The organism is Modicisalibacter sp. (assembly GCF_055145905.1).
In genome coordinates this window covers 182,633-203,817 of record NZ_JBSREH010000016.1, presented here as the reverse complement: position 1 = coordinate 203,817, position 21,185 = coordinate 182,633, and the positions used below count along the sequence as shown (strand labels likewise).

Sequence of the window (21,185 nt, the reverse complement as noted above, 5' to 3'; positions counted from 1 at the left end):
GCCCCGGTTTTCCCGACCATCCCGTCAGGTTCATGTTCCATGACTCCAACCGACTCCCTGTCGCGCGCTTCGTCGCGGCGGGCCGGCCGTCGCTCGCTGGCCGGTACCCTGGAACGGGTACTGCCGCGCCTGGTGGTGGCGCCGTCGCTCGCCGTGGCCCTGTTCTTCGTCTACGGCTACATGCTGTGGACGTTCATCCTGTCATTGACCGGTTCGCGCATGCTGCCGCAGTACAACTTCGTCGGCTTAGAGCAGTATGCGCGTCTGTTCGCCAACGAGCGCTGGCACGTGGCAGCCACCAATCTGGTGGTGTTCGGCGGCCTGTTCATCGCCATCTGCCTGGTGCTGGGGCTGGCGCTGGCCATCTTCCTCGACCAGCGTATCCGCCAGGAAGGGGCGCTGCGCACCATCTATCTCTACCCCATGGCCCTGTCGTTGATCGTGACGGGTGTGGTATGGCGCTGGCTGCTCAACCCTAGTCTGGGGATCGAGGCACTGGTGCAGAGCTGGGGCTTCGAGAACTTTCGCTTCGACTGGCTGGTGGATCCCGACATGGCGATCTATACCCTGGTGATCGCGGCCGTCTGGCAGGCCTCGGGCTTTGTGATGGCGCTGTTTCTGGCCGGTCTGCGTGGCATCGACGACAGCCTGTTCAAGGCGGCGGCGCTCGATGGAGCCAGTCTGCCGCGTGTCTACTGGCGCATCGTGCTGCCGTGCCTGCGTCCGGTGGTGTTCAGTGCGGTGATGATTCTCGCGCACATCGCCATCAAGAGCTTCGATCTGGTGATGGCGCTAACCGGCGGCGGCCCGGGCTACGCCACGGATCTGCCGGCCACCTTCATGTATGCCCACACCTTCACGCGGGGGCAGATCGGCCTGGGCTCGGCCAGTGCCATCATGATGCTCTGCGGGGTGCTGGCCATCCTGATCCCCTACCTGTATTCCGAACTGCGGGAGCGCAAGCATGGATAACGTGATACGTCGCCGGACGCCACGTGCCCGGCTGCTGCGGGCCGGCCTTTATGCATTGCTGATCGCGGCCGCGCTGGTCTATCTACTGCCGCTGGTGGTGATGGTGCTGACCTCGGTCAAGCCGATCGAGGAGATCCGCGCCGGAGCGCTGCTGTCGCTGCCGAGTCATTTCACCCTGGACCCCTGGATCAAGGCTTGGAGCAGTGCCTGTACCGGCATGCGCTGTGATGGCTTGTCGGGGTATTTCGTCAACTCGATCAAGATCGTGGTGCCGGCGGTGGCGATCTCGACGCTAGTCGGGGCAATCAATGGTTATGCGCTGACCAAATGGCGATTCCGGGGATCGGAGCTGGTCTTCGCGATGCTGCTGTTCGGGTGTTTCGTGCCGTTTCAGGTGGTGCTGATGCCGATGGCGCGGACCCTGGGCTGGCTGGGGCTGGCCAGTTCGGTCAGTGGCCTGGTGCTGGTGCACGTGGTCTATGGCATTGCCTTCACCACGCTGTTCTTCCGCAACTACTACGTGGCCGTCCCGGACGAGATGATCAATGCCGCCAAGCTGGATGGCGCCGGCTTCTTCCGCATCTTCTGGCGGATTCTGCTGCCGGTGTCGGGGCCGATCATCACCGTGTCGGTGATCTGGCAGTTCACGCAGATCTGGAACGACTTCCTGTTCGGCGTGGCCTTTGCCGGATTCGATTCGCAGCCGGTGACGGTGGCTCTGAACAACATGGTCAATACCTCGACCGGCGTGAAGGAGTACAACGTCGACATGGCGGCGGCGATGATCGCGGCGCTACCCACGCTGGTGGTCTATGTACTGGCCGGCAAGTATTTCGTCCGCGGGTTGACCGCGGGGTCCGTCAAGGGCTAGGGAGAACTGATTTCATGTCCGCATTGGAAATTCGCAACGTACGCAAGACCTTCGGTGACACTGAGGTGCTCAAGGAGATCTCGCTGGCCATCGACTCCGGGGAGTTCCTGATCCTGGTGGGCCCCTCGGGCTGTGGCAAGTCGACGCTGATGAACGCCATCGCCGGTCTCGAACCGGTCACGGCCGGCGAGATTCACATCGGGGGCGAGGACGTCACCTGGCGGACGCCCGCCGAGCGGGACATCGCCATGGTCTTCCAGTCCTATGCCCTGTATCCGAGCATGACGGTGCGCCAGAACATCGCTTTTGGTCTCGAGATGCGCAAGGTGCCGAAGGCTGAGCGCGACCAGGCGGTGGAGCGGGTCGCCGACCTGCTGCAGATATCCCAGCTGCTGGATCGCAAGCCGTCGCAGCTCTCCGGCGGCCAGCGCCAGCGCGTCGCCATGGGCCGGGCGCTGGCGCGGGAACCGCAGATCTACCTGTTCGACGAACCGCTGTCCAACCTGGACGCCAAGCTGCGCGTCGAGATGCGCACCGAGATCAAGAAGCTGCACCAGCGTCTCGGCACCACCATCGTCTACGTGACCCATGACCAGATCGAGGCGATGACGCTGGCCGACCGCATCGCGATCATGCGCGATGGGCACATCCTCCAGCTGGGGACGCCCGACGAGGTCTACAACGATCCAGCCGACATGTTCGTCGCCGGCTTCATGGGATCGCCGGCGATGAACTTTCTCTCGGCGTCCCTCGAGGGTGGGCCCGGCGAGTATCGGGTACGGGTGGAGACCGAGGGCGCGCAGGCACCGCTGGTGCTTCCCTGGCCCGTGGAGCGCGAGACGGAGGCCCTGGCGTCGCAGGTCGGCCGCCCGGTGACCCTGGGGCTGCGTCCCGAGCACTTCAGCGAGGAGGACGAACGGCTCGGGGATCAGGCGGAAGGCACGCGCTTCGAGGCCACCACCACGGTGGTCGAGCCCACCGGAGCGGACACGCTGCTGCAGGTCCGCCTGAGCGGTGTCGAGGCAACCGTGCGCCTGGGGCCCAAGAGCCGCATCAAGGCAGGGGATCGCATTGCGCTGCGTGTCGACATGAGCCGCGCGGTCCTGTTTTCGACCGAGGACGAGTCGCGCCTGGCTTGATGCTCATCGGCTCGCGCCTTCATGCGCGGGCCGGACGCTCTACTCAAGTGGCTGTATCGACGCCCGCGCCGCATGGCGCGGGCGTAGTTCGCTCCAGGCACCGTAGGTACTCAGGAACACCCGGCCGGTCAGGGTATCGAGGAAGTCGCTGTGCTTGAGCCGGTCCATGACCGGCCCCTTGACCTCGGCCAGATGGAGTGTGACGCCGGAGTCCCTGAGACGCGCGTTGATGGCTTCGAGGCTCTCCAGCGCGGAGGCGTCGATCAGGTTGACCGCCGAGCAGATCAGCACCACGTCGGTCAGCTCGGGCCGCTCGGCGACCAGCGCATAGAGCGTGTCTTCCAGGTAGCGGGCATTGGCGAAGTAGAGGCTTTCGTCGATGCGCAGCAGGGCTATCTGGGCATGGCTCTCGACATCGTGGCGAGCCACGTTGCGAAAGTGCTCGGTGCCCGGGACGCGTCCCACCAGGGCGCTGTGAGGGCGGCTGGTGCGATACAGGAACAGGCCGATCGACAGTGCCACCCCGGCAATGATGCCGGCCTCCACGCCTTCGAGCAGGGTCAGCAGCAGCGTCGCCAGCAGGGCCGCGAAGTCGCTGCGCGAGTAGCGCCAGGTACGCCGCATGGCGGGGATGTCCACCAGGGTCAGGATGGAGACCGTGATGGTTGCCGCCAGGGTGGCGATGGGCAGGAAGTGGATCAACGGCGTGAAGAACAGCGTCACCACACCGATGCCCAGTGCCGCGATCAGGCCGGCGGCCGGCGTTCGGGCGCCGGCATCGAAGTTGATCACCGTGCGCGACAGTCCGCCGGTGACCGGCATGCCACCGGTAAAGGCGGATGCCAGGTTGGCCGTGCCGAGCCCCAGCAGTTCCTGGTCCGGCAGGATGCGCTCGCGGCGCTTGGCGGCGAGCATCTGGCCCATGGACACCGACTCGACGAAGCCGACGATGCTGATCAGCAGGGCCGGCACCCAGAGCTGGCCCCACAGGGTTGGATCGAGGCCGGGCAGGGTCAAGGGCGGCAGACCGCCGGGGACATCGCCGACCACCGCCACGCCCGCACTTTCCCAATCGAACAGCCAGGTGGCCGCCGTGGTGAGCACCACGGCAAAGACGGGGCCGGCCTTGGCGATCAGGTCGGCGAGTTTGGCGGGCATGCCGATCCGTTTCAGGCTGCTGCGGCCATGGCGTCGCATCAGCAGCAGGAAGGCCAGGGTGAACACGCTGATGCCCAGGGTCAGCGGATGCAACTCGCTGAGGTGGGTGAACAGACCGCTCAGCAGGGTCGGCAGGGTATAGCCGGAGACGCCGATCCCCAGCAGGTGGGAGGCCTGACTGGTCGCGATCAGCAACCCCGAGGCGGACAGAAAGCCGGAGATGACCGGGTGGCTGAGGAAGTTGGCGAAAAAGCCCAGGCGCAGAAAGCCCATGATCGTCAGCATCAGTCCCGACAGCAGCGACAGCATCAGTGCGGCCTGCACATAGTCGGTGGAGCCGGGGGCAGCGATCGCCGACAGTGACGAGGCCGTCATCAGGGCGATGATCGCCACCGGGCCGACGGCCAGGGTGCGGCTGGAGCCGAAGACCATGTAGACGATGGCCGGCAGGATGCTGGCGTACAGGCCCATGACCGCCGGTAGACCGGCCAGCAGGGCGTAGGCCAGCGATTGAGGAATCACCATCACCGTGACGATCAGGCCGGCGATCAGGTCATGGCTGAATGTCTCGCGGCGGTAGTGGGGCAGCCAGCTGAGAATGGGCAGATAGCGCTTGAGCATGGGGCAGACATCGAGAAGGTAGCGGTAATGGGAGGCGCCCGGGACGAACCCCGTTCCATCCGGCGCTCTGCAACCGGTTCGGCGTCGTTTGGCCGAAATGATGAAGAGTTGCGCAGGGGGGTGCAAGCCGCCTGGCAGGTTGATGATGTTCGCGTGTTGCCCGACGGCCCTGTCTCCGGCCAAAGTGAGCAGAGCGAACTCGGCGTCCACTGAGTCCGTGAACAAGCAATAATCAGAAAAGGAGCGTGGCATGTCGCAATTCGAGGAGCGTGTCGGCCGGAGCGATTCGAGGCAGATGGCGGAGCGGCCGAGTCAGGCGTACTGGATGCCGTTTACCGCGAACCGGGACTTTCGCGATCACCCGCGCATGGTCACGGGAGCCGACGGGCGTTACCTGATCGACACGGCGGGACGCCGGGTGTTCGACTCCCTGTCCGGACTGTGGTGTTGCGGGGCGGGGCACAACCGGGAGGCGATTCGCCAGGCGGTGAATCGTCAGCTGGGGCGGCTGGACTATGCCCCGGGCTTCCAGATGGGACATCCGCTGGCCTTCGAGCTGGCCGAGCGTATCGCCGCGATCACCCCGGCGGGGCTGGATCATGTCTTCTTTACCAATTCCGGGTCGGAAAGCGCCGATACCGCGCTCAAGATGGCGCGCGCCTACTGGCGGCTCAAGGGCCGGCCCGAGAAGACCCGCTTGATCGGGCGTGCCAAGGGCTATCACGGCGTCAATGTCGGCGGTACCAGTGCCGGCGGGATCGTCGCCAACCGGCGGCATTACGGGCAGCTGCTCGACATGGGGCACCTGCCGCACACGCTGCAGGCCGGCCAGGCATTCACCCGGGGCCAGGCGAAAAGCGGCGCCGAGCTGGCCGACGCCCTGCTCGAACACATCGCACTCGACGATGCCGCGAACATCGCCGCGGTGATCGTCGAGCCGATGTCGGGATCCGCCGGCGTGATCGTGCCGCCCGAAGGCTACCTGCAGCGACTGCGCGCGATCTGCGATCGGCACGACATCCTGCTCATCTTCGATGAAGTGATTACCGCCTTCGGGCGTTGTGGCGCGGCGACCGGCGCCGAGGCCTTCGGGGTGACGCCGGACATCATGACCGTGGCCAAGCAGGTGACCAACGGTGTCGTGCCGATGGGGGCGGTGATCGCGTCGCAGGCGATCTTCGAGGCCTTCATGCAGGGCGGTGGGCCGCGACATGGCATCGAGTTCCCCCATGGTTATACCTACAGCGCGCATCCTGTAGCCTGTGCCGCCGGGCTGGCGGCTCTCGACCTGTTCGAGGCGGAGGACTTTCCGGCTCAGGTTCGTGCGATTGCCCCGGCCTTCGAGACCCGGCTGCATGCCCTCAAGGGCTCCCCGCATATCGTCGACATCCGCAACTACGGTCTGGCCGGGGCGATCCAGCTGGCGCCGCGTGACGGTGACCCCACGATCCGGCCGCGAGACGCGGCGCTTGCCCTGTGGGAAGCGGGATTCTATGTGCGTTATGGCGGGGATACGCTGCAGTTCGGCCCGCCGTTCGCGACCACGGAAGCCGAACTGGAATATCTCTTCGATGCCGTGGCCACAGCGCTGGCTGTGTTGACGTGAGTCATGTGTGACTGCCTTCATGCGAAAGTACCATGGGAGCTCACTTCACTTGGCTCGGGGTTTGGCGGTTAATGGGCATGAATTCTCCATGAGGAAAATGTCATGCAGCTTGCCCGTCGTTTGCTTTGCCTGGGGCTCGTGGTCCTCGCTTGTGGCTTGGCGCTGTGGTCCGGTGCAGGGTGGGGGGCGCCGCTTGCCACCCTGGGGCTCGGCATGCTTGCCGGCGGGCTTTACCCCAGGATGGAGCGCATCTATCGGGCCGATCCCGAGGCCCTGTCGACATTCTCCGCGCGAGGCATGAGCCGGGCAGCGCGCGACTACCTGTCACTCAGGCAGATGGGACAGCGTCTGGTCGGGCGGGCTTCCAGCACGGCCATCGCGTCCGCGGAAGTCTCTCATCATGCAGACCGGCTCGATCAACGCCTGGGCGAGCAGGAAACCATCGTCAAGGATGCGGTAACGCGCATGGCGGCGATTACCGATGCCATTCAGCGAGTGTCCGCCAGTGCAACCCAGGTGGCCGGGCAGGCGGCCAGCTCCCAGGAAGCCAATAGGCACAATCGCGAGTCTTTGGGCGGCGTCCTCGAGGAAATGTCGGCGCTTGCCGAGCGCTCGGGGCAGGCACTGACCTTGCTCGAGTCGCTGGCCGACAAGAGTCAGAGCGTGCGCAACGTGACCGACATGATCGAGGATATCGCCGAGCAGACCAACCTGCTGTCGCTCAATGCCTCCATCGAGGCGGCTAGAGCCGGGGAGCACGGCCGGGGATTCGCGGTTGTGGCCGGCGAAGTTCGTGAGCTGGCCCGGCGTACCCGGGATGCCACCCGGCAGGTCGAGTCCCTGATCGACGAGATCGGCGAGAGCAGTGAGCAGGTGGTCGAGACCATCGGCCATCTGATGCGTCATGTGGGTGATCGGGCCAAGGAGGTGGAGTCCGTCGGAGGCCACCTGGCGACCCTGTCGCGGGATTTCGATACTGTCGAGAGCGAGATCACCGATATCGCCGACGCCATGCGTCAGACGCGCGATCATGGCGAGCGGGTGGCCGAGGTGCTTGGCACGCTCGAGCATCATGTCGATGAGGGGCATCGGGACATGCATGATCTGGCCAAGCAGGCGCGTGACCTGATGGAAGCCGCGGAAGCCGTGGACGGTGAACTGGCCCAGCAGCGCCTCGGCGGGCGCCATCAGCAGGTCTATCGGCTGGCCCGGCAGACGGCGGATCGTATCGGCCTTCTATTCGAGAAGGCCATTCAGCGGGGGGAGTTGGCGGAAGCAACGCTCTTCAATTCTGATTATACCGTTATCTCAAAGACCCAACCAACCAAATATTCAACGGACTACGATCAGTTCACGGATAAAAACCTTCCAGATATTCAGGAGCCTTTGCTGAAATCATTGGGAGCCGCTTATGCGATTGCCTGTGACCAGAGAGGGTATGTGCCGACTCACAATACACATGTCAGCCGGCCGCCCACGGGAGACCCTGACGTCGATCTCAAGTTCAGTCGCAGCAAACGCATCTTTGACGACCCCACCGGACGGCGCTGCGGCGCTCATACATCACCGTTGCTGGTGCAGACCTACAAGCGGGATACCGGCGAAGTCATGCACGATCTTTCCGTGCCGGTGTTCGTGAAAGGGCGCCACTGGGGCGGGTTCCGAATCGGCTATCAGCCTGAAGCGGTGGCCTGAACCGACACCGCAAATGCAAGCAGGAACTCGACCGCAAGTAATGCCCTCATACCCTAAAGAAAATGAGCGATCTGCCGTTAATCATGACAAGAGCGCCTGAAATCAGCGCAAAAAAAGAAGCTGGCCTCAAGAGACCAGCCGGTACGCAGGAGTTCAATTATGTCAGAGGGCCTTCCCAGCCCCATGAGTCTGCTGCAGGAGTCGTTGCTAGGCACTGCAGCAGGCGATGTCCTGTCGGTGGATGCCTTGACGGAGGAACTGTCGACGGCCTGCCATGACCTGGCCGGACCATTGCGACGACTCTGTCTGGGCCACGAAACGGAGTCCATGGACGGACCGCACGCGCTGTCCGCCAGTGCGCTGGCCGTGCGCATGAGCGAAACGTTATGCGAACTGCAAGCCTGGGCGCTGGCCCAGCCGGAGGAAGAGGCTTCGGGGCTTGAGGCTGAGCGGCTCAGCGACTTGTGGCATCTCGTGGCCATGGCACATAGCCTGGGCAGCGTGGCCGGGCGCGGGCACCCTGCTCGATTGCTTCACATGATGGGGCTCGTGGCGTTGCGTCTACGCCTGGAAAAGCATGCGGGAATAACCAGTACACTACCGTTCTCGCTGCAGGAGACCGAGGAACGCGGGCTCAGCATCACCGAGATTGCCGCGCTTTGCGGGCTCAAGCTCTCCACGGTCCGTAATGCCCTGTCTCGCCGCGAAATGCCCTATGACCGCCGGGTTGGTGTGGCGCTCGATGATGCGCTCGACTGGATGGTTCAGCGTAGCGGCTTTCTCTATCCCCATATCAATGCGTCGACCGTCGATCGCCGCATCAACGGTCGCCTGGCCGCCAACTGGCTAGCCGACCGCGAGAATGTGGTCTTCGAGCGCTCGATCAGCCGCTTGCGCCTGTCGGTCTGGCGGTTGACTGACAGTGGCCGGCGTTTTGCACTCAATACGGAAGGGGTGCGCAGCTGTGTCCTGCTGCTGCCGCACATGCTGATCGATGAAATCATCGACCTGCCGCTGGACGAGTGGGAAGAGCGCGGCCAGGATCCTTCCGCGGCCATGCATCGCGAAGCGCTGGGTCTGGAGACGGGCGTGTCGCTGTTGCAATGCCAGGTCCCGACGTTGAGCTGCCTGGAGGCGGTCATTCTGCGACTGGGGCCGGCCGGCCGGCCGTGCCACTCTGCCCGAGCTGGCGCACGATGAAGCCATGTAGCCCCTGATGACGGCGCCCCGTTGCCCGGAGAAGCGGGACGCCAGCATTCAAGCGCCTCGCGACTGCGGGCGCCCCTGCCAGGCTGAGCAGGAGTAGACGGCCAGACCAATCCAGATCAACACAAATGTGGCAAGCTGGATCGGCGACAGGGGCTCATGGAAGACCAGCAGGGCAATGAAGAACTGCATGGTCGGGTTCAGATACATGAGAAAACCGAGCGTCGCCAGCCGCAGGCGGCGCGCGGCACCCGCGAAGGCCATCAACGGCAGGGCGGTGAAGACGCCGCTGGCGATCAGCAGCAGCGTGGTCCGAGGGTCGCCCTGCAGGAAATGCGAGGCGCCTTCGGCGCTCAGCCAGCCCAGTGCCAGCAGGGCAAGCGGAAGCAGCAGCAGGGTTTCGACGAACAAGCCCGAGAGTCCGTCCAGAGGCACCTGCTTGCGCAGCAGGCCATAGGTGCCGAAGGACAACGCCAGTGCCAGTGTGATCCAGGGCAGCTTGCCCAGCACAATCAGTTGAACGGCGATGGCTATTGCCGCCAGTCCCACCGCCAGTGCCTGCCAGCGTGACATGCGTTCCTTCAGTACCAGCATGCCCAATGCCACGTTGACCAGGGGGGTCAGGAAGTAGCCCAGGCTGGCCTGGAGAACGTGATGGGTTTCCACCGCGTAGATGTAAATTCCCCAGTTGAGTCCGATCAACAGAGCGCAGGCCAGTACGCGCCCCAGCCGTTGCGGGCGCGCCAGTGCCTCGATGACCGGTTGCCAGCGGCGTAGCAGAATGACGAGCCCCGCGAGAAAGACACAGGACCAGAGCACGCGGTGGATCAGGATTTCCCAGGCCGGCGTGTCCTTGAACAGCGCAAAGAACAGGGGAAAGCAGCCCCACATCAGATAGGCGCCAAGTCCAAAGAGAACGCCGTGGGTCGCATCCTTGTCGGAGGGCATGGCCGGTGTCATGGTGATCCTTGTCCTGTCGAGCGTGAAGTCAATGACTCGCCGGACGAATCCTCACGTCGGCGAGCGCTAATGTTAGCATGGCCGGATGCTTCGCGACGCGTTCACGGGCTTGACCCCCTGTTCTCAACAAGAGGTTTCCATGAGCAACCTTCGAACGACGCTGGTCCAGGCTGACCTCCGCTGGGAGGATCCAGAGGCGAATTGCCGCCTGCTCGATGAGCAACTCGGCAGTCTGGACGCCACGACGACCGATCTGATCGTGCTGCCGGAGATGTTTGCCACCGGGTTCACCATGAACTCGCGGGAGATGGCCGAACCCATGGCCAGCAGCCGGAGCGTTGCCTGGATGCGGGAACAGGCCCGGCGGCGTGGCTGCGTGGTGACCGGCAGTGTGGCCGTCACCGAAGCCGGCGACTACTACAATCGCCTGATCTGGGCGACGCCGGACGGCGAGGTGGTGCACTACGACAAACGTCATCTGTTCCGCATGGCCGGCGAGCACGAGCGATACGGCATGGGCCTGAATCGTGCGGTCGTCGAGCTCAAGGGCTTTCGTATCCTGCTGACGGTCTGCTATGACCTGCGATTTCCGGTGTGGTTGCGTCAACAGCCTGCGCAGGACGAGCACTTCGAGTATGATGCGCTGCTTTGTGTGGCCAACTGGCCCGCTCCCCGGCGCGGCCCCTGGCGGACCCTGCTGCAGGCTCGAGCGATCGAGAATCTGTGCTATGTCATCGGGGTCAATCGCGTCGGTGAAGATGCCAAGGGGCTGGCCTACGCCGGCGACTCGATGCTGGTCGACTTCAAGGGCGACCCGCTGATCGACGAAGCGCGCGACCAGCCCTTCATTCGTACCGGCTCCCTGGAGCGGGAAGCGCTGTCACAGTTCCGTGACAAGTTTCCCGCCTGGATGGATGCCGATCGTTTTCAACTGGAGAGGTAATGCGTCTCGACAAGTTCCTGTGTGATACCACGGACCTCACGCGAAGTCTGGCCAAGAAAGCGCTGCACCGTGGCGAGGTGACGGTTGATGGGGTGGTGATCAAGAACCCGGCCACTCAGGTAGGGGAGGGGCACGACGTTCGCTGGCTGGACGAGTCGCTGGTCCTGAGTGGCAATCGTTACCTCATGCTCTACAAGCCGCTGGGGGTGGAGTGCACGACGCGCCCGGACCAGTATCCGACCGTGCTGGAGCTGATCGATCTGCCCAATGTCGGGCGCCTTCACCCAGTCGGCCGACTGGACGTCGACACGACCGGGATCCTGCTGCTGACCGACGATGGCAAGTGGTCTCACCGGGTGACATCTCCCCGCAAGGCCTGTCCGAAAGTCTATGAAGTGACGCTGGCTTCGCCCCTGCAAGCCAAGGACGCGGATGCCGCCCGGCGTCGCTTTGCCGAGGGCATCCAGCTGGACGGCGAGGAACGGCCGACCCAGCCGGCTGAGTTTGAGTGGCTGTCGCCCGCTCGGGCCAGAGTGACTGTCACCGAGGGGCGGTATCATCAGGTTCGGCGAATGGTGGCGGCACTGGGCAACCGGGTAGAGGCGCTGCATCGGACATCCATCGGCCCGCTGGCCCTTGACCCGGACCTGGCTCCCGGCGAGTGTCGTCATCTGCGCCCTGATGAGGTGGCATTCTTCCTGGAATGATTTTTATACCGTTATCTTTATTCTTGAACCTCAAATCTAATTTATAAAAAAGAGGCTGCAAGCAAGGATTGTGTATAGGTTGCTGCAGGGGAATGAAGGACATCCTCGCAACGTCCTTGCTCCACAATATCACCGTCCTTCATCACGATAATGCGGTGAGCCATGGCGCGTACCACTGCTAAATCGTGGCTGATGAACAAGTAGCTCAGCCCACGTCGTTCCTGCAAGTCGCGAAGTAAACGAATCAGCTGCTTCTGGACGGTACGGTCAAGCGCCGACGTGGGTTCATCGAGCACCAGAAGCTCGGGTTCCAGAATGATGGCTCGGGCCACGGCAATCCGCTGGCGCTGACCGCCGGAAAACTCGTGCGGATAGCGGGCGGCTACTTCCTGTGGGAGTCCAACTTCTCGCAACGTCGACAGGACACGCTCCGTCACCGTGTCGTTGCCCAGTTCCGGGTGATGGTAGCGCAGCCCCTCGCTGATGATATCGGCAACCGGCATGCGGGGAGACAGCGCCCCGTAGGGGTCCTGAAAGACGATCTGAGCACGACGGCGCTGGCGGCGAAGGTCGCCACCGCTCAGCTCATCCAGTCGTGTGTCGCCGAGGGTTATTCGGCCTTCACTTTCGACCAGCCGCAGCAAGGCCATGGCCAGAGTGGTCTTTCCGGAGCCGGATTCCCCGACGACACCCAGCGTCTCACCGCGAGCCAGCGACAGATCCAGTGGCTTGACGGCCGCAAAGCCCGGCGGACGCCGGGAAAACAACCGTTTCGGTCGGCGGAAGGTAACCGATAGCCGATGTGCTTCCAGCAGGGTTTCCGACATCGGGTGGGACGTCGGCCGTCCCTCGGGCTCGGCGGCCAGCAGGGTTCGGGTATAGGCGCTGTGGGGGGCATCGAAGACCTGGCTGACGGCGCCGGTTTCCTGCACGCGGCCCTGATAGAGGACACAGACCCGATCCGCATGGCGGCGGACAAGATTGAGGTCGTGGGTGATGAACAGCACCCCCATGCCGTGCCGCGTCTTCAGCTCGCCGAGCAGTTGCAGAATTTCTTGCTGGACGGTCACGTCAAGCGCCGTCGTGGGTTCGTCGGCAATCAGCAGGCGAGGGCGGTTGGCGATGGCCATGGCAATCATCACCCGTTGGCGTTGCCCGCCGGACAATTGATGCGGCCAGGCGTCGAGCAGCTCCTCGATCCGCGGCAGGTGGACCTGAGCCAGCAACTCCCGCGCGCGAGCCCGGGCCTCGCGCCCCCGCAAGCCCTGGTGAAGCCGAAGTGTCTCGCCAAGCTGCTTGCCGATGGTATGCAGCGGGTTGAGGGAGGTCATCGGTTCCTGGAAGATGAAACCGACCTGATTCCCCCTGACGCGCTGCCACTCGCGCGGACTCAGGGAAGACAGGTCACGCCCCTCGAGCCGGCAGCGACCGTCGACCCGGGCATTGGCCGGCAACAGTCCCATGGCGCCCAGTGCACTGACGGATTTTCCCGAGCCGGATTCGCCGACCAGCGCCAGGGTCTCGCCGGCGCCGACCTCCAGGGAGAGGCGATCAACCACGGTGGTTCCACTGAAGGCGATGGAGACCTCGTCGAGCTGCAGTACCGGTTCAGCGTTCATCGGTGGACTCCTGTGGCAGGGAAAGATCATCCGCTTCACTCACCGGCTGACGTGCGACCACAGGCCCACTGGCCGCTTTCTGGATATGCCGAGGATCAAAGGCATCGCGCAGTCCTTCGCCGATAAAGACCAGCAGCGACAGCATGAGACTGAGGCTGACGAAGGCCGTGATGCCCAGCCAGGGTGCCTGCAGATTGTTCTTGCCCTGAGCCACCAGCTCGCCCAGCGAGGGGGATCCCGGCGGCAGGCCGAAGCCGAGAAAATCCAGCGCCGTGAGCGTGGTGATGGCCCCCGTGAACAGGAAGGGAATGAAGGTCAGGGTAGCGACCATGGCATTGGGCAGCACGTGCCGCCACATGATCAGATGAGCGGGGAGCCCCATGGCACGCGCCGCACGCACATATTCCAGATTGCGTGCACGCAGGAATTCGGCGCGTACGATGTCCACCAGTCCCAGCCATGAAAAGAGCAGCATGATGCCCAGCAGCCACCAGATGTTGGGCTCGACCAGACTGGCCAGAATGATCAACAGGAACAGCACCGGCAGGCCGGACCAGATTTCCGACAACCGCTGGCCGATCAGGTCGACCTTGCCACCGAAGTAGCCCTGAATGCCGCCGAACACCACGCCCAGCATCAGCGAACCGATCGTCAGGGCCAGCGCGAACAGGACCGACAGACGAAATCCGTAGATCACACGGGCCAGTACATCGCGCCCCTGGTCGTCGGTGCCCAGCCAGTGCCGCCCATCGGGTGGTGATGGGGCAGGGTGATTGAGCGCCTGGTCCAGTGTGTCGTAGCGGAAGGGAATCGGCGGCCAGAGCATCCAGCCGTGGGCCTCGATCTCTTCCTTCACGAAGGGATCGCGATAATCCGCCGTGGTCGGCAGGAAGCCGCCGAAATCGGTTTCCGGATAGTCGACCAGCAACGGCGTATACCACTCGCCCTGATAACGCATGACGATCGGCTTGTCATTGGCGATCATTTCGGCGCCGAGGCTGAGAACGAACAGGAACAGAAAGCACCAGAATGACCACCAGGCACGGCGATTGTCCCGAAAGACCTGCAGACGACGCCGCGTGATGGGAGAGAGTCGGGAATGCGAAGCACTCTGGGTCATCAGGACTCCCGTGTCTCGAAATCGATGCGCGGATCGACCCACATGTAGGTCAAGTCCGATACCAGCTTGAGGATCAGGCCGATGAGGGTGTACAGGTACAAGGTGCCGAAGATGACCGGGTAGTCGCGCTGCATGACGGCCTCGAAGCCGAGCAGGCCAAGGCCGTTGAGCGAGAAGATGACCTCGATCAACAGTGAGCCGGTAAAGAAGATCCCCACCAGGGCCGAGGGCAGTCCGGCGATGATCAGCAGCATCGCATTGCGAAATACGTGGCCGTAGAGCACACGCCGCTCGCTCGCTCCCTTGGCCCTGGCCGTCAGCACATACTGCTTGTGAACCTCGTCGAGGAAGCTGTTCTTGGTGAGCATGGTAAGCGTGGCGAAGCTGCCGATCGACGCGGCCAGTACCGGCAGGGTGATGTGCCAGAGGTAATCGGTGACCTTGCCCCACAGCGAGAGCTGGTCGAAGTCCGGCGAGGTCAATCCGCGCAGCGGGAAAAGGTCGAAATAGCTGCCCCCGGCAAACAGCACGATCAGCAGGATGGCGAACAGGAAACCGGGGATGGCATAACCGAGGATGACCAGCCCCGACGACCATACATCGAAACGCGAGCCATGATGCAGGGCCTTGCGGATACCCAATGGAATCGAGATGAAGTAGACCAGTAGCGTCGTCCACAGCCCCAGCGAAATCGAGACCGGCAATCGCTCGAGCATCAGGTCCAGTACCGGCCGGTCGCGAAAGAAGCTGTCGCCCAGATCGAAGGTCGCATAGTCCACGATCATGTCGAAGAAGCGCTGGTAGGCGGGTTCATCGAAGCCGAACTGCTTCTCGAGCTGGGCGATGAAGCGCGGATCCACACCACGGGCGCCCCGCGAGGTAGCATCGCTGCCGGCCGAGGGGTCACCGCCGCCGGCATCCAGCCGGGTGCTGGCATTGCTGTCCATACCCTGGTAGCGAGCAATGATCTGATCGATCGGCCCGCCCGGGGCCGCCTGGACGATCACGAAATTGAGCAGCATGATCCCCAGCAGGGTGGGGATCATCAACAGCAGGCGCCTGACGATGTATGCAGCCACCGATGCCTACCCTCCGTGCTGACGGGCTTCGATGCGCTTTCCATCGGCGGGGTCAACCCACCAGGCATCGAGGTCGAGGCCGTATTCGGGAGACGGCTGCGGATGGCCGAACTTGTCCCACAGTGCGATGCGTGTTGCACCGAGATGGAACTGAGGAATCACGTAGAAGCCCCAGCGCAGCACGCGGTCCAGGGCCCTGGCGGCCGTGTCCAGTGCCTCACGGGAGTCGGCCCGGATCAGGTCATCGACCAGGGCATCGATCGCCGGATTCTTCAGGCCGATGAGGTTGCGGCTCTGGGGTTGATCGGCATACGCCGACGTCCAGTACTCGCGCTGCTCGTTGCCGGGGTTGATCGACTGCGGGAAGGTGGCGATGACCATGTCGTAGTCGAAGCCGCGCAACCGGTTCAGGTACTGATTGACGTCGACGGTACGGATCTTGCCCTGAATGCCGATGCGCTTGAGGTTCTTGAGCAGTGGCTGGACGATGCGCTCGAACTGGGTGTCATAAAGTAGAACCTGGAGGGTAAAGGGGTTGCCGGTTTCCCGGTCCACCATTTGACCGTTCTGGATCTCGTAGCCGGCATCACGCATCAGGCCCAGCGCCTTGCGCAGCCGGGGGCGCAGATCCTGTGGTTCCTCGATGGGCAGCGGCTTGTTGAATACCGGCTCGGGCAACTGGTCACGGTAGGGTTCGAGCAACGCCAGCTCGCCCGGCCCGGGCTTGCCCTCGGCCGCCATCGGCGAGTTTTCGAAATAACTGTGCGTGCGCTTGTAGGCGCCATAGAACAGGTTGTCGTTGAGCCAGGGAAAATAGAACGCCAGATTCAGAGCCTCACGGACTCGAGAGTCCTGGAACTTCTTGCGCCTCAGGTTCATCACATAGGCCTGCATGCCCGCCGGCTGGCCGTCCGGCACCAGCAGTTTCTTGACGAAGCCCTGATTGGCGGCCGGAAAGTCATAGGCCGTCGCCCAGTTGCTGGCACTGGACTCGATGCGCAGGTCGAGATTGCCCGCCTTGAAGGCCTCCAGGGCTACGGTCTGATCCCGGTAATAGTCAAATACCAGCCGGTCGATATTGTGACGCCCCTGGTTGACCGCCAGGTTGCGCCCCCAGTAATCATCGACCCGTTCGAAGACGATGCGCTGACCGGGCTCGACGCTAGCGATCCGGTAGGGGCCGGAACCCATCGGCTTGTCCAGGGTGGGGCGGGTGAAATCCCGCTTCGCCCAGTAGTGCTTGGGCAGCACGGGCAGCTGGCCGAGAATCAGCGGCAATTCACGCGAGTTGTCCTCGGCAAAGTCAAACCGCACGGTGTGGTCATCCAACGCCTGAGCCGAGGTGACATCCGCATAATAGGCCGCATAGAAGGGCTGCCCCTCGTCCCGCAGCAGCCGAAAGCTGAACACCACATCCTCGGCCGTGACCGGCGACCCATCATGAAAACGGGCCTTCGGATTGATGTCGAATTCCATCCAGCGCCGGTCGGGATCAAGTCGCACGCCGGAAGCCAGCAGGCCGTACATCGAGAAGGGCTCGTCGGGGTTGCTGACCATCAGGGTGTCATAGACCGCCATCAGGCCACTGGCCGGCGTTCCCTTGACGATGAAAGGGTTGGTGGAGTCGAAGCTGCCGATCGCTGCACGTACCAGCTCCCCGCCTTGCGGCGCATCGGGGTTGGTGTAGGGGAAGTGGGTAAAACCGGGCTTCAGTGCCGGCTGATCATACAGGGATAGCCCTGCCACCGTAGGAACGTCAACGGCCTCGGCCGCAAGGGAGAAGGAGGCGGGGGTCAACAGCGAAACGGCAAGCAACGCCGCCAGGGCGCTTCGTAGCATGGATGGTTTCCTTCTGGTCACGCATTCACTCGCAGTGCCCCACGCCAGCCGGTCGTCGACGAGCCCGGGGAGTCTTCTCGACCCCGCCGGGCGGAGGAGGTTCCCGGCGGCTCCCCGGTGCGGCCCGGGCGGTCAGTGTGAATACAGTGTCAGCCGCTGCCCGGGATGTAAATAAGCCGACGGATCCAGCCCGTTCCAGTGGGCGATATCCGCGGCGCTGACATCATGCCGGGCGGCGATTCGGCTCAGACTGTCGCCGGGACGGACCTTGACCACCATTCGTTCACCCGTGTCGGCATCCGCCACCGTGCGCTCGAGGGGCACTCTCAGGACCTGACCGATACGGATCATGTCACCCTGCAGGCCGTTCTCTCGGCGCAGAACGCTGATGGGCACGTCCTTGCGCGAGGCAATCGCGGAAAGCGTATCGCCACGGCGAACCTGATAGCGCTGCCAGCGAGCCAGTGCGTCATCAGGCTGCCTTGATAGCGCTGCCACGAACCTGTCGTGGTCCTTCGCCGGCACCAGCAGGGCCGGCGACCGGGACGGCAACGTCATGTTCTGCAGCAGCCCCGGGTTCAGGCGGCGCAGTTGAACCGGTGCGATGCCGGCCAGTTTCGCGGCCCGGCTCAGGTCGATCTGGCCGGGAATCCTGACTCTGGCAAAGGCCGGCCGATCGGGAATCGACGGCAGCTCGATCCCGTATTGGTGGGGAGCGGCAATGATCCGGGACAAGGCCAGCAACTTCGGCACATAGTTCATGGTCTGCCGCGGCAGGTGCAGGCTCCAGTAGTCGCCGCTCCCGCCATTTGCTCGGGCTCGGCGAATTGCCTGATTCACGGTGCCGGCGCCGGCATTGTAGGCGGCCAGCGCCAGTTCGAAGTCGCCGTCATACCACTGGTCGGCCTGTTGCTGCAGATAGTCGAGCGCCGCCTTGGTCGAGCGGATCACGTCGACACGTCCGTCGTACCACCAGTCGCGGCGTACCCCCAGCGCATCGCTGGTACCCGGCATCAATTGCCACAGTCCGGTAGCCCCACCGGGGTGCTTGGCCGTGGGTTTGTAGGCGCTCTCGATGAACGGCAGCAGCGCGATTTCGGCGGGCATGCCGCGTTGTTCGACTTCCTGGGTGATCCAGTACAACCAGGGGCGGGCCCGTTCGGCGATCCTCGCCACGCCCCGGGGGCGGCTCTGGTAGTAGTCGATCCAGCGCTGGACCCGCGGCTCACGGGCGTCGAAGGACCATTGAAAGCCCTGGCGCAGCTGCTGCCAGACATCCTGCAGGGGCGCGGGCTGCAGGATCAGTGCATCCCAGAATGAATCGGGTGACTCGGGTGTCGTGGCAGCAGCGTGCACGCTGCCGGCCAGTGACGTCAGAGTCAGGAGCAGACCGCCCGCCAGGCATCGGCCGCGGCGGGGCAGGGGTCGGTTGATCATGTCATTGAAGCCTTGTGGGCGCGAAAATGAGCGTCCATGGGACGAATTAGAAGCGGTCCTTCCAGGCGCGAAGGGTGGCGAAGGTCGCCAGCGGCGAATCGGTTTCGCCCTGGGCGGCGGCGGCCCGGCGCACGCCGGCTTCCGATGTGCGCAGAAACGGGTTGATCTGGCGCTCTCGGCCTATCGTGCTGGGCAGGGTGGGACGATCGAGGGAGCGTGCCTGCTGGCATTCCGCGAGGAAGCGGTCACGCAGCGCGTTGTCCGGGTCCGCAGCCTGGGCGAAGCGCAGGTTGGCCAGGGTGTACTCGTGAGCGGCGAAGACCAGGGTGTCTTCCGGCAGGGCCGCCAGACGCGACAGGGCATCGAACATCTGTTCGGGCGTGCCCTCGAAGAGCCGGCCGCAGCCGGCGGAAAACAGCGTGTCGCCACAGAAAAGCAGCGGCGGTGTGCCGGAGGCAAAGAAGGCAATGTGGTCCAGGGTATGCCCCGGCACCGTGAGTACTTCGAAGCGCCGGCCGAGAATGCGGCAGGCATCGCCATCGCCCAGCGGCTCGTCGATACCCTCGATGCGCGATCCGGCGGGGCCGACGACCCGACAGCCGTAACGCTTGACCAGCTCGGCAACGCCACCGGTATGGTCGGGGTGATGATGCGTAATCAAGATAGTATCGAGTGCCAGCGACTCGCGCTCGAGCGCCTCGATGACCGGGCGTGCATCGCCCGGATCGACGACTGCAACGTCGGGAGTGGCGTCCTGGCGCAATAGCCAGATATAGTTATCCGAGAAAGCCGGAATCGGTGTCACGCTCATCATGGGGTATCTATCCTCAGCACGGTTGTCGGCAGCCGGCGGCGTGTGGCATCGATGCCGGGGATGTCGTCGCCCACAGGGGGCCCCGCAAATGCTGGCTGCGTGAAATGGCATAAACCTTGGGGGGATCGAGCCGCCGTGTCAAATTCGGAGCCGTCGATTCAGCTGGCCCGACTGGTGCGAGAAGGTCGCCGATACTGGTCGACACCCGCCGGGCAGTCTCACTGGCAGGCCGAGCGCGCCTGCCTGGGGCCGGTCTGCGAGCGCCTCTTCGGCCAGCATAGCCTGCAGGTCGGCATGGCGCCCCGCCTGACCGACATGTGCCCGATTCGCCATGCACTCAGCTGGGCGCCCACACGGGAACTGGCGGCCGATGACTGCCATGTCGTCTGCCTGCCCGATCATTTCCCGCTGCCCGACGAAAGCCTGTCGCTGGTGGTTGTCCACCATCTGCTGGAAGTCGTGCCGGAACCGCACCGACTCCTGCAGGAAGTCACCCGTCTGGTTGCCGATGACGGTCGACTGATTCTCTTCGGCTGGTCGCCGATGGGAATCGAAGGGTGGCGTCGCCCCTGGCCGGGGCGACGCGAATGGCTGCCGTGGCGGGGACGCTGGCGGTCTCCCGGCCGTCTGCGCGACTGGCTGGCGTTTGTCGATTTCGAAATCGAACGGGTAGACTACTGTGCCTTCCGGCTGCCCGGCGGCCAGCCCGGCAACCCGGGGCTGGAAACCCTGGGGCGGCGTTACAATCTGCCGCTGGGGGACAGCTACATGATCCAGGCGCATCGTCGGGTACACCGTGTGCAGATCGTCCGACCGCCCCTGCCCGCGAGCGTGCCCGGCGGGCGGCTGATCGGGCACGCCACCCGCGTCGCCCGCACGTCGAACGAACGCGACGAATGCCAACACGAGAGGATTGCCGAGCTTGACTGACCACCCGCTACCCAGTGTCACGATTCATACCGACGGGGCCTGTCGTGGCAATCCCGGCCCCGGTGGCTGGGGGGCGCTCATGGAATCGGGCCCCCACGAGAAGACACTCAACGGCTTCGAGGCGGTGACCACCAACAACCGCATGGAGCTGAAAGCGGCGTTGATGGCGCTGCGGGAACTCAAGCGCCCCTGTCGTGTCGCCCTCTATACCGACTCGGAATACCTGCGCAAGGGCATCACCGAGTGGATCCACGGCTGGCAGAAGCGGGGTTGGAAGACCGCCTCGCGCCAGCCGGTCAAGAATGCCGAACTCTGGCGGGAACTCCTCGAAGAGACCCATCGCCACCAGATCGAATGGCACTGGGTGAAGGGCCACAGCGGCCATCCGGGTAACGAACGGGCCGACGCTCTGGCCAACGAGGCCATCGACGCCGCTATGGCGGCCGCGGATTGATAGCTCCGCCACTTT

General features: G+C 64.0%; 18 protein-coding genes. 10 read left to right on the top strand and 8 right to left on the bottom strand.

Annotated features, from left to right (window positions below; genetic code table 11):
- Positions 1-39 precede the first annotated feature (39 nt).
- The 3 genes from ACTCB7_RS06520 to ACTCB7_RS06510 are packed head-to-tail and all read left to right on the top strand — an operon-like array spanning position 40 to position 2,982.
- On the top strand, positions 40-972 hold the full coding sequence (locus tag ACTCB7_RS06520) for a carbohydrate ABC transporter permease (protein WP_205596227.1): 933 nt from the start codon (positions 40-42) through the stop codon (positions 970-972).
- Positions 965-1,843, top strand: coding sequence for a carbohydrate ABC transporter permease (locus ACTCB7_RS06515; RefSeq protein ID WP_163648584.1), 879 nt, complete (start codon positions 965-967; stop codon positions 1,841-1,843). Before ACTCB7_RS06520 ends, ACTCB7_RS06515 begins: the two co-directional genes overlap by 8 nt.
- 14 nt (positions 1,844-1,857) lie before the next feature.
- A complete protein-coding gene (locus tag ACTCB7_RS06510; protein ID WP_163648585.1) occupies positions 1,858-2,982 on the top strand; it encodes an ABC transporter ATP-binding protein in 1,125 nt (374 codons plus the stop codon).
- 39 nt (positions 2,983-3,021) lie between these two features.
- On the opposite strand, the gene ACTCB7_RS06505 is transcribed toward ACTCB7_RS06510, so the two are convergent.
- The gene (locus ACTCB7_RS06505) at positions 3,022-4,761 is read right to left on the bottom strand and encodes a SulP family inorganic anion transporter (RefSeq protein ID WP_163648586.1); all 1,740 of its coding nucleotides are present in this window, start codon (positions 4,759-4,761) and stop codon (positions 3,022-3,024) included.
- 250 nt (positions 4,762-5,011) lie between these two features.
- On the opposite strand from ACTCB7_RS06505, the gene aptA reads away from it, so the two are divergent.
- The 3 genes from aptA (at position 5,012) to ACTCB7_RS06490 (ending at position 9,262) form a co-directional block, all read left to right on the top strand.
- Entirely contained in the window at positions 5,012-6,367 is a 1,356-nt protein-coding gene (aptA, locus tag ACTCB7_RS06500; protein WP_463006015.1) for an omega-aminotransferase AptA, read from the top strand.
- Positions 6,368-6,469: 102 nt separating this feature from the next.
- Positions 6,470-8,062: a methyl-accepting chemotaxis protein gene (locus tag ACTCB7_RS06495; protein ID WP_163648587.1), complete on the top strand. Its 1,593-nt coding sequence runs from the start codon at positions 6,470-6,472 to the stop codon at positions 8,060-8,062.
- A gap of 183 nt (positions 8,063-8,245) precedes the next feature.
- Positions 8,246-9,262, top strand: a complete 1,017-nt coding sequence (locus ACTCB7_RS06490) for a hypothetical protein (RefSeq protein WP_163648588.1) — start codon at positions 8,246-8,248, stop codon at positions 9,260-9,262.
- Between the two features lie 57 nt (positions 9,263-9,319).
- Here the strand turns inward: ACTCB7_RS06490 and rarD are convergent, their stop codons facing one another.
- The gene (rarD, locus tag ACTCB7_RS06485; protein ID WP_163648589.1) at positions 9,320-10,228 is read right to left on the bottom strand and encodes an EamA family transporter RarD; all 909 of its coding nucleotides are present in this window, start codon (positions 10,226-10,228) and stop codon (positions 9,320-9,322) included.
- 139 nt (positions 10,229-10,367) lie between these two features.
- Between rarD and ACTCB7_RS06480 the strand changes: the two genes are divergently transcribed.
- Complete coding sequence (locus ACTCB7_RS06480) at positions 10,368-11,171, top strand: amidohydrolase (RefSeq protein ID WP_163648590.1); 804 nt, start codon at positions 10,368-10,370, stop codon at positions 11,169-11,171.
- Positions 11,171-11,878 (top strand): pseudouridine synthase, encoded by a 708-nt coding sequence (locus ACTCB7_RS06475; protein WP_463006014.1) that lies wholly within the window; start codon positions 11,171-11,173, stop codon positions 11,876-11,878. The genes ACTCB7_RS06480 and ACTCB7_RS06475 overlap by 1 nt, the downstream gene beginning before the upstream one ends.
- A 41-nt stretch (positions 11,879-11,919) precedes the next feature.
- Here the strand turns inward: ACTCB7_RS06475 and ACTCB7_RS06470 are convergent, their stop codons facing one another.
- From ACTCB7_RS06470 to gloB, 6 genes are all read right to left on the bottom strand, one after another.
- Positions 11,920-13,497, bottom strand: coding sequence for an ABC transporter ATP-binding protein (locus ACTCB7_RS06470; RefSeq protein ID WP_463006013.1), 1,578 nt, complete (start codon positions 13,495-13,497; stop codon positions 11,920-11,922).
- Positions 13,487-14,617 carry an ABC transporter permease gene (locus ACTCB7_RS06465; protein WP_463006012.1) on the bottom strand — a complete coding sequence of 377 codons (1,131 nt, stop codon included), beginning with the start codon at positions 14,615-14,617 and terminating at the stop codon, positions 13,487-13,489. Before ACTCB7_RS06465 ends, ACTCB7_RS06470 begins: the two co-directional genes overlap by 11 nt.
- Positions 14,617-15,696, bottom strand: a complete 1,080-nt coding sequence (locus ACTCB7_RS06460) for a microcin C ABC transporter permease YejB (protein WP_463006011.1) — start codon at positions 15,694-15,696, stop codon at positions 14,617-14,619. The genes ACTCB7_RS06465 and ACTCB7_RS06460 overlap by 1 nt, the downstream gene beginning before the upstream one ends.
- Positions 15,697-15,702: 6 nt before the next feature.
- The gene (locus tag ACTCB7_RS06455) at positions 15,703-17,535 is read right to left on the bottom strand and encodes an extracellular solute-binding protein (RefSeq protein ID WP_463006010.1); all 1,833 of its coding nucleotides are present in this window, start codon (positions 17,533-17,535) and stop codon (positions 15,703-15,705) included.
- Positions 17,536-17,667: 132 nt separating this feature from the next.
- Entirely contained in the window at positions 17,668-18,972 is a 1,305-nt protein-coding gene (locus tag ACTCB7_RS06450) for a LysM peptidoglycan-binding domain-containing protein (RefSeq protein ID WP_463006009.1), read from the bottom strand.
- Positions 18,973-19,018: 46 nt separating this feature from the next.
- On the bottom strand, positions 19,019-19,786 hold the full coding sequence (gloB, locus tag ACTCB7_RS06445; RefSeq protein ID WP_463006008.1) for a hydroxyacylglutathione hydrolase: 768 nt from the start codon (positions 19,784-19,786) through the stop codon (positions 19,019-19,021).
- A 135-nt stretch (positions 19,787-19,921) separates the two neighbouring features.
- On the opposite strand from gloB, the gene ACTCB7_RS06440 reads away from it, so the two are divergent.
- On the top strand, positions 19,922-20,716 hold the full coding sequence (locus ACTCB7_RS06440) for a methyltransferase domain-containing protein (protein ID WP_463006007.1): 795 nt from the start codon (positions 19,922-19,924) through the stop codon (positions 20,714-20,716).
- Positions 20,709-21,170: a ribonuclease HI gene (gene rnhA, locus ACTCB7_RS06435; RefSeq protein WP_463006006.1), complete on the top strand. Its 462-nt coding sequence runs from the start codon at positions 20,709-20,711 to the stop codon at positions 21,168-21,170. The genes ACTCB7_RS06440 and rnhA overlap by 8 nt, the downstream gene beginning before the upstream one ends.
- Positions 21,171-21,185: the final 15 nt, after the last annotated feature.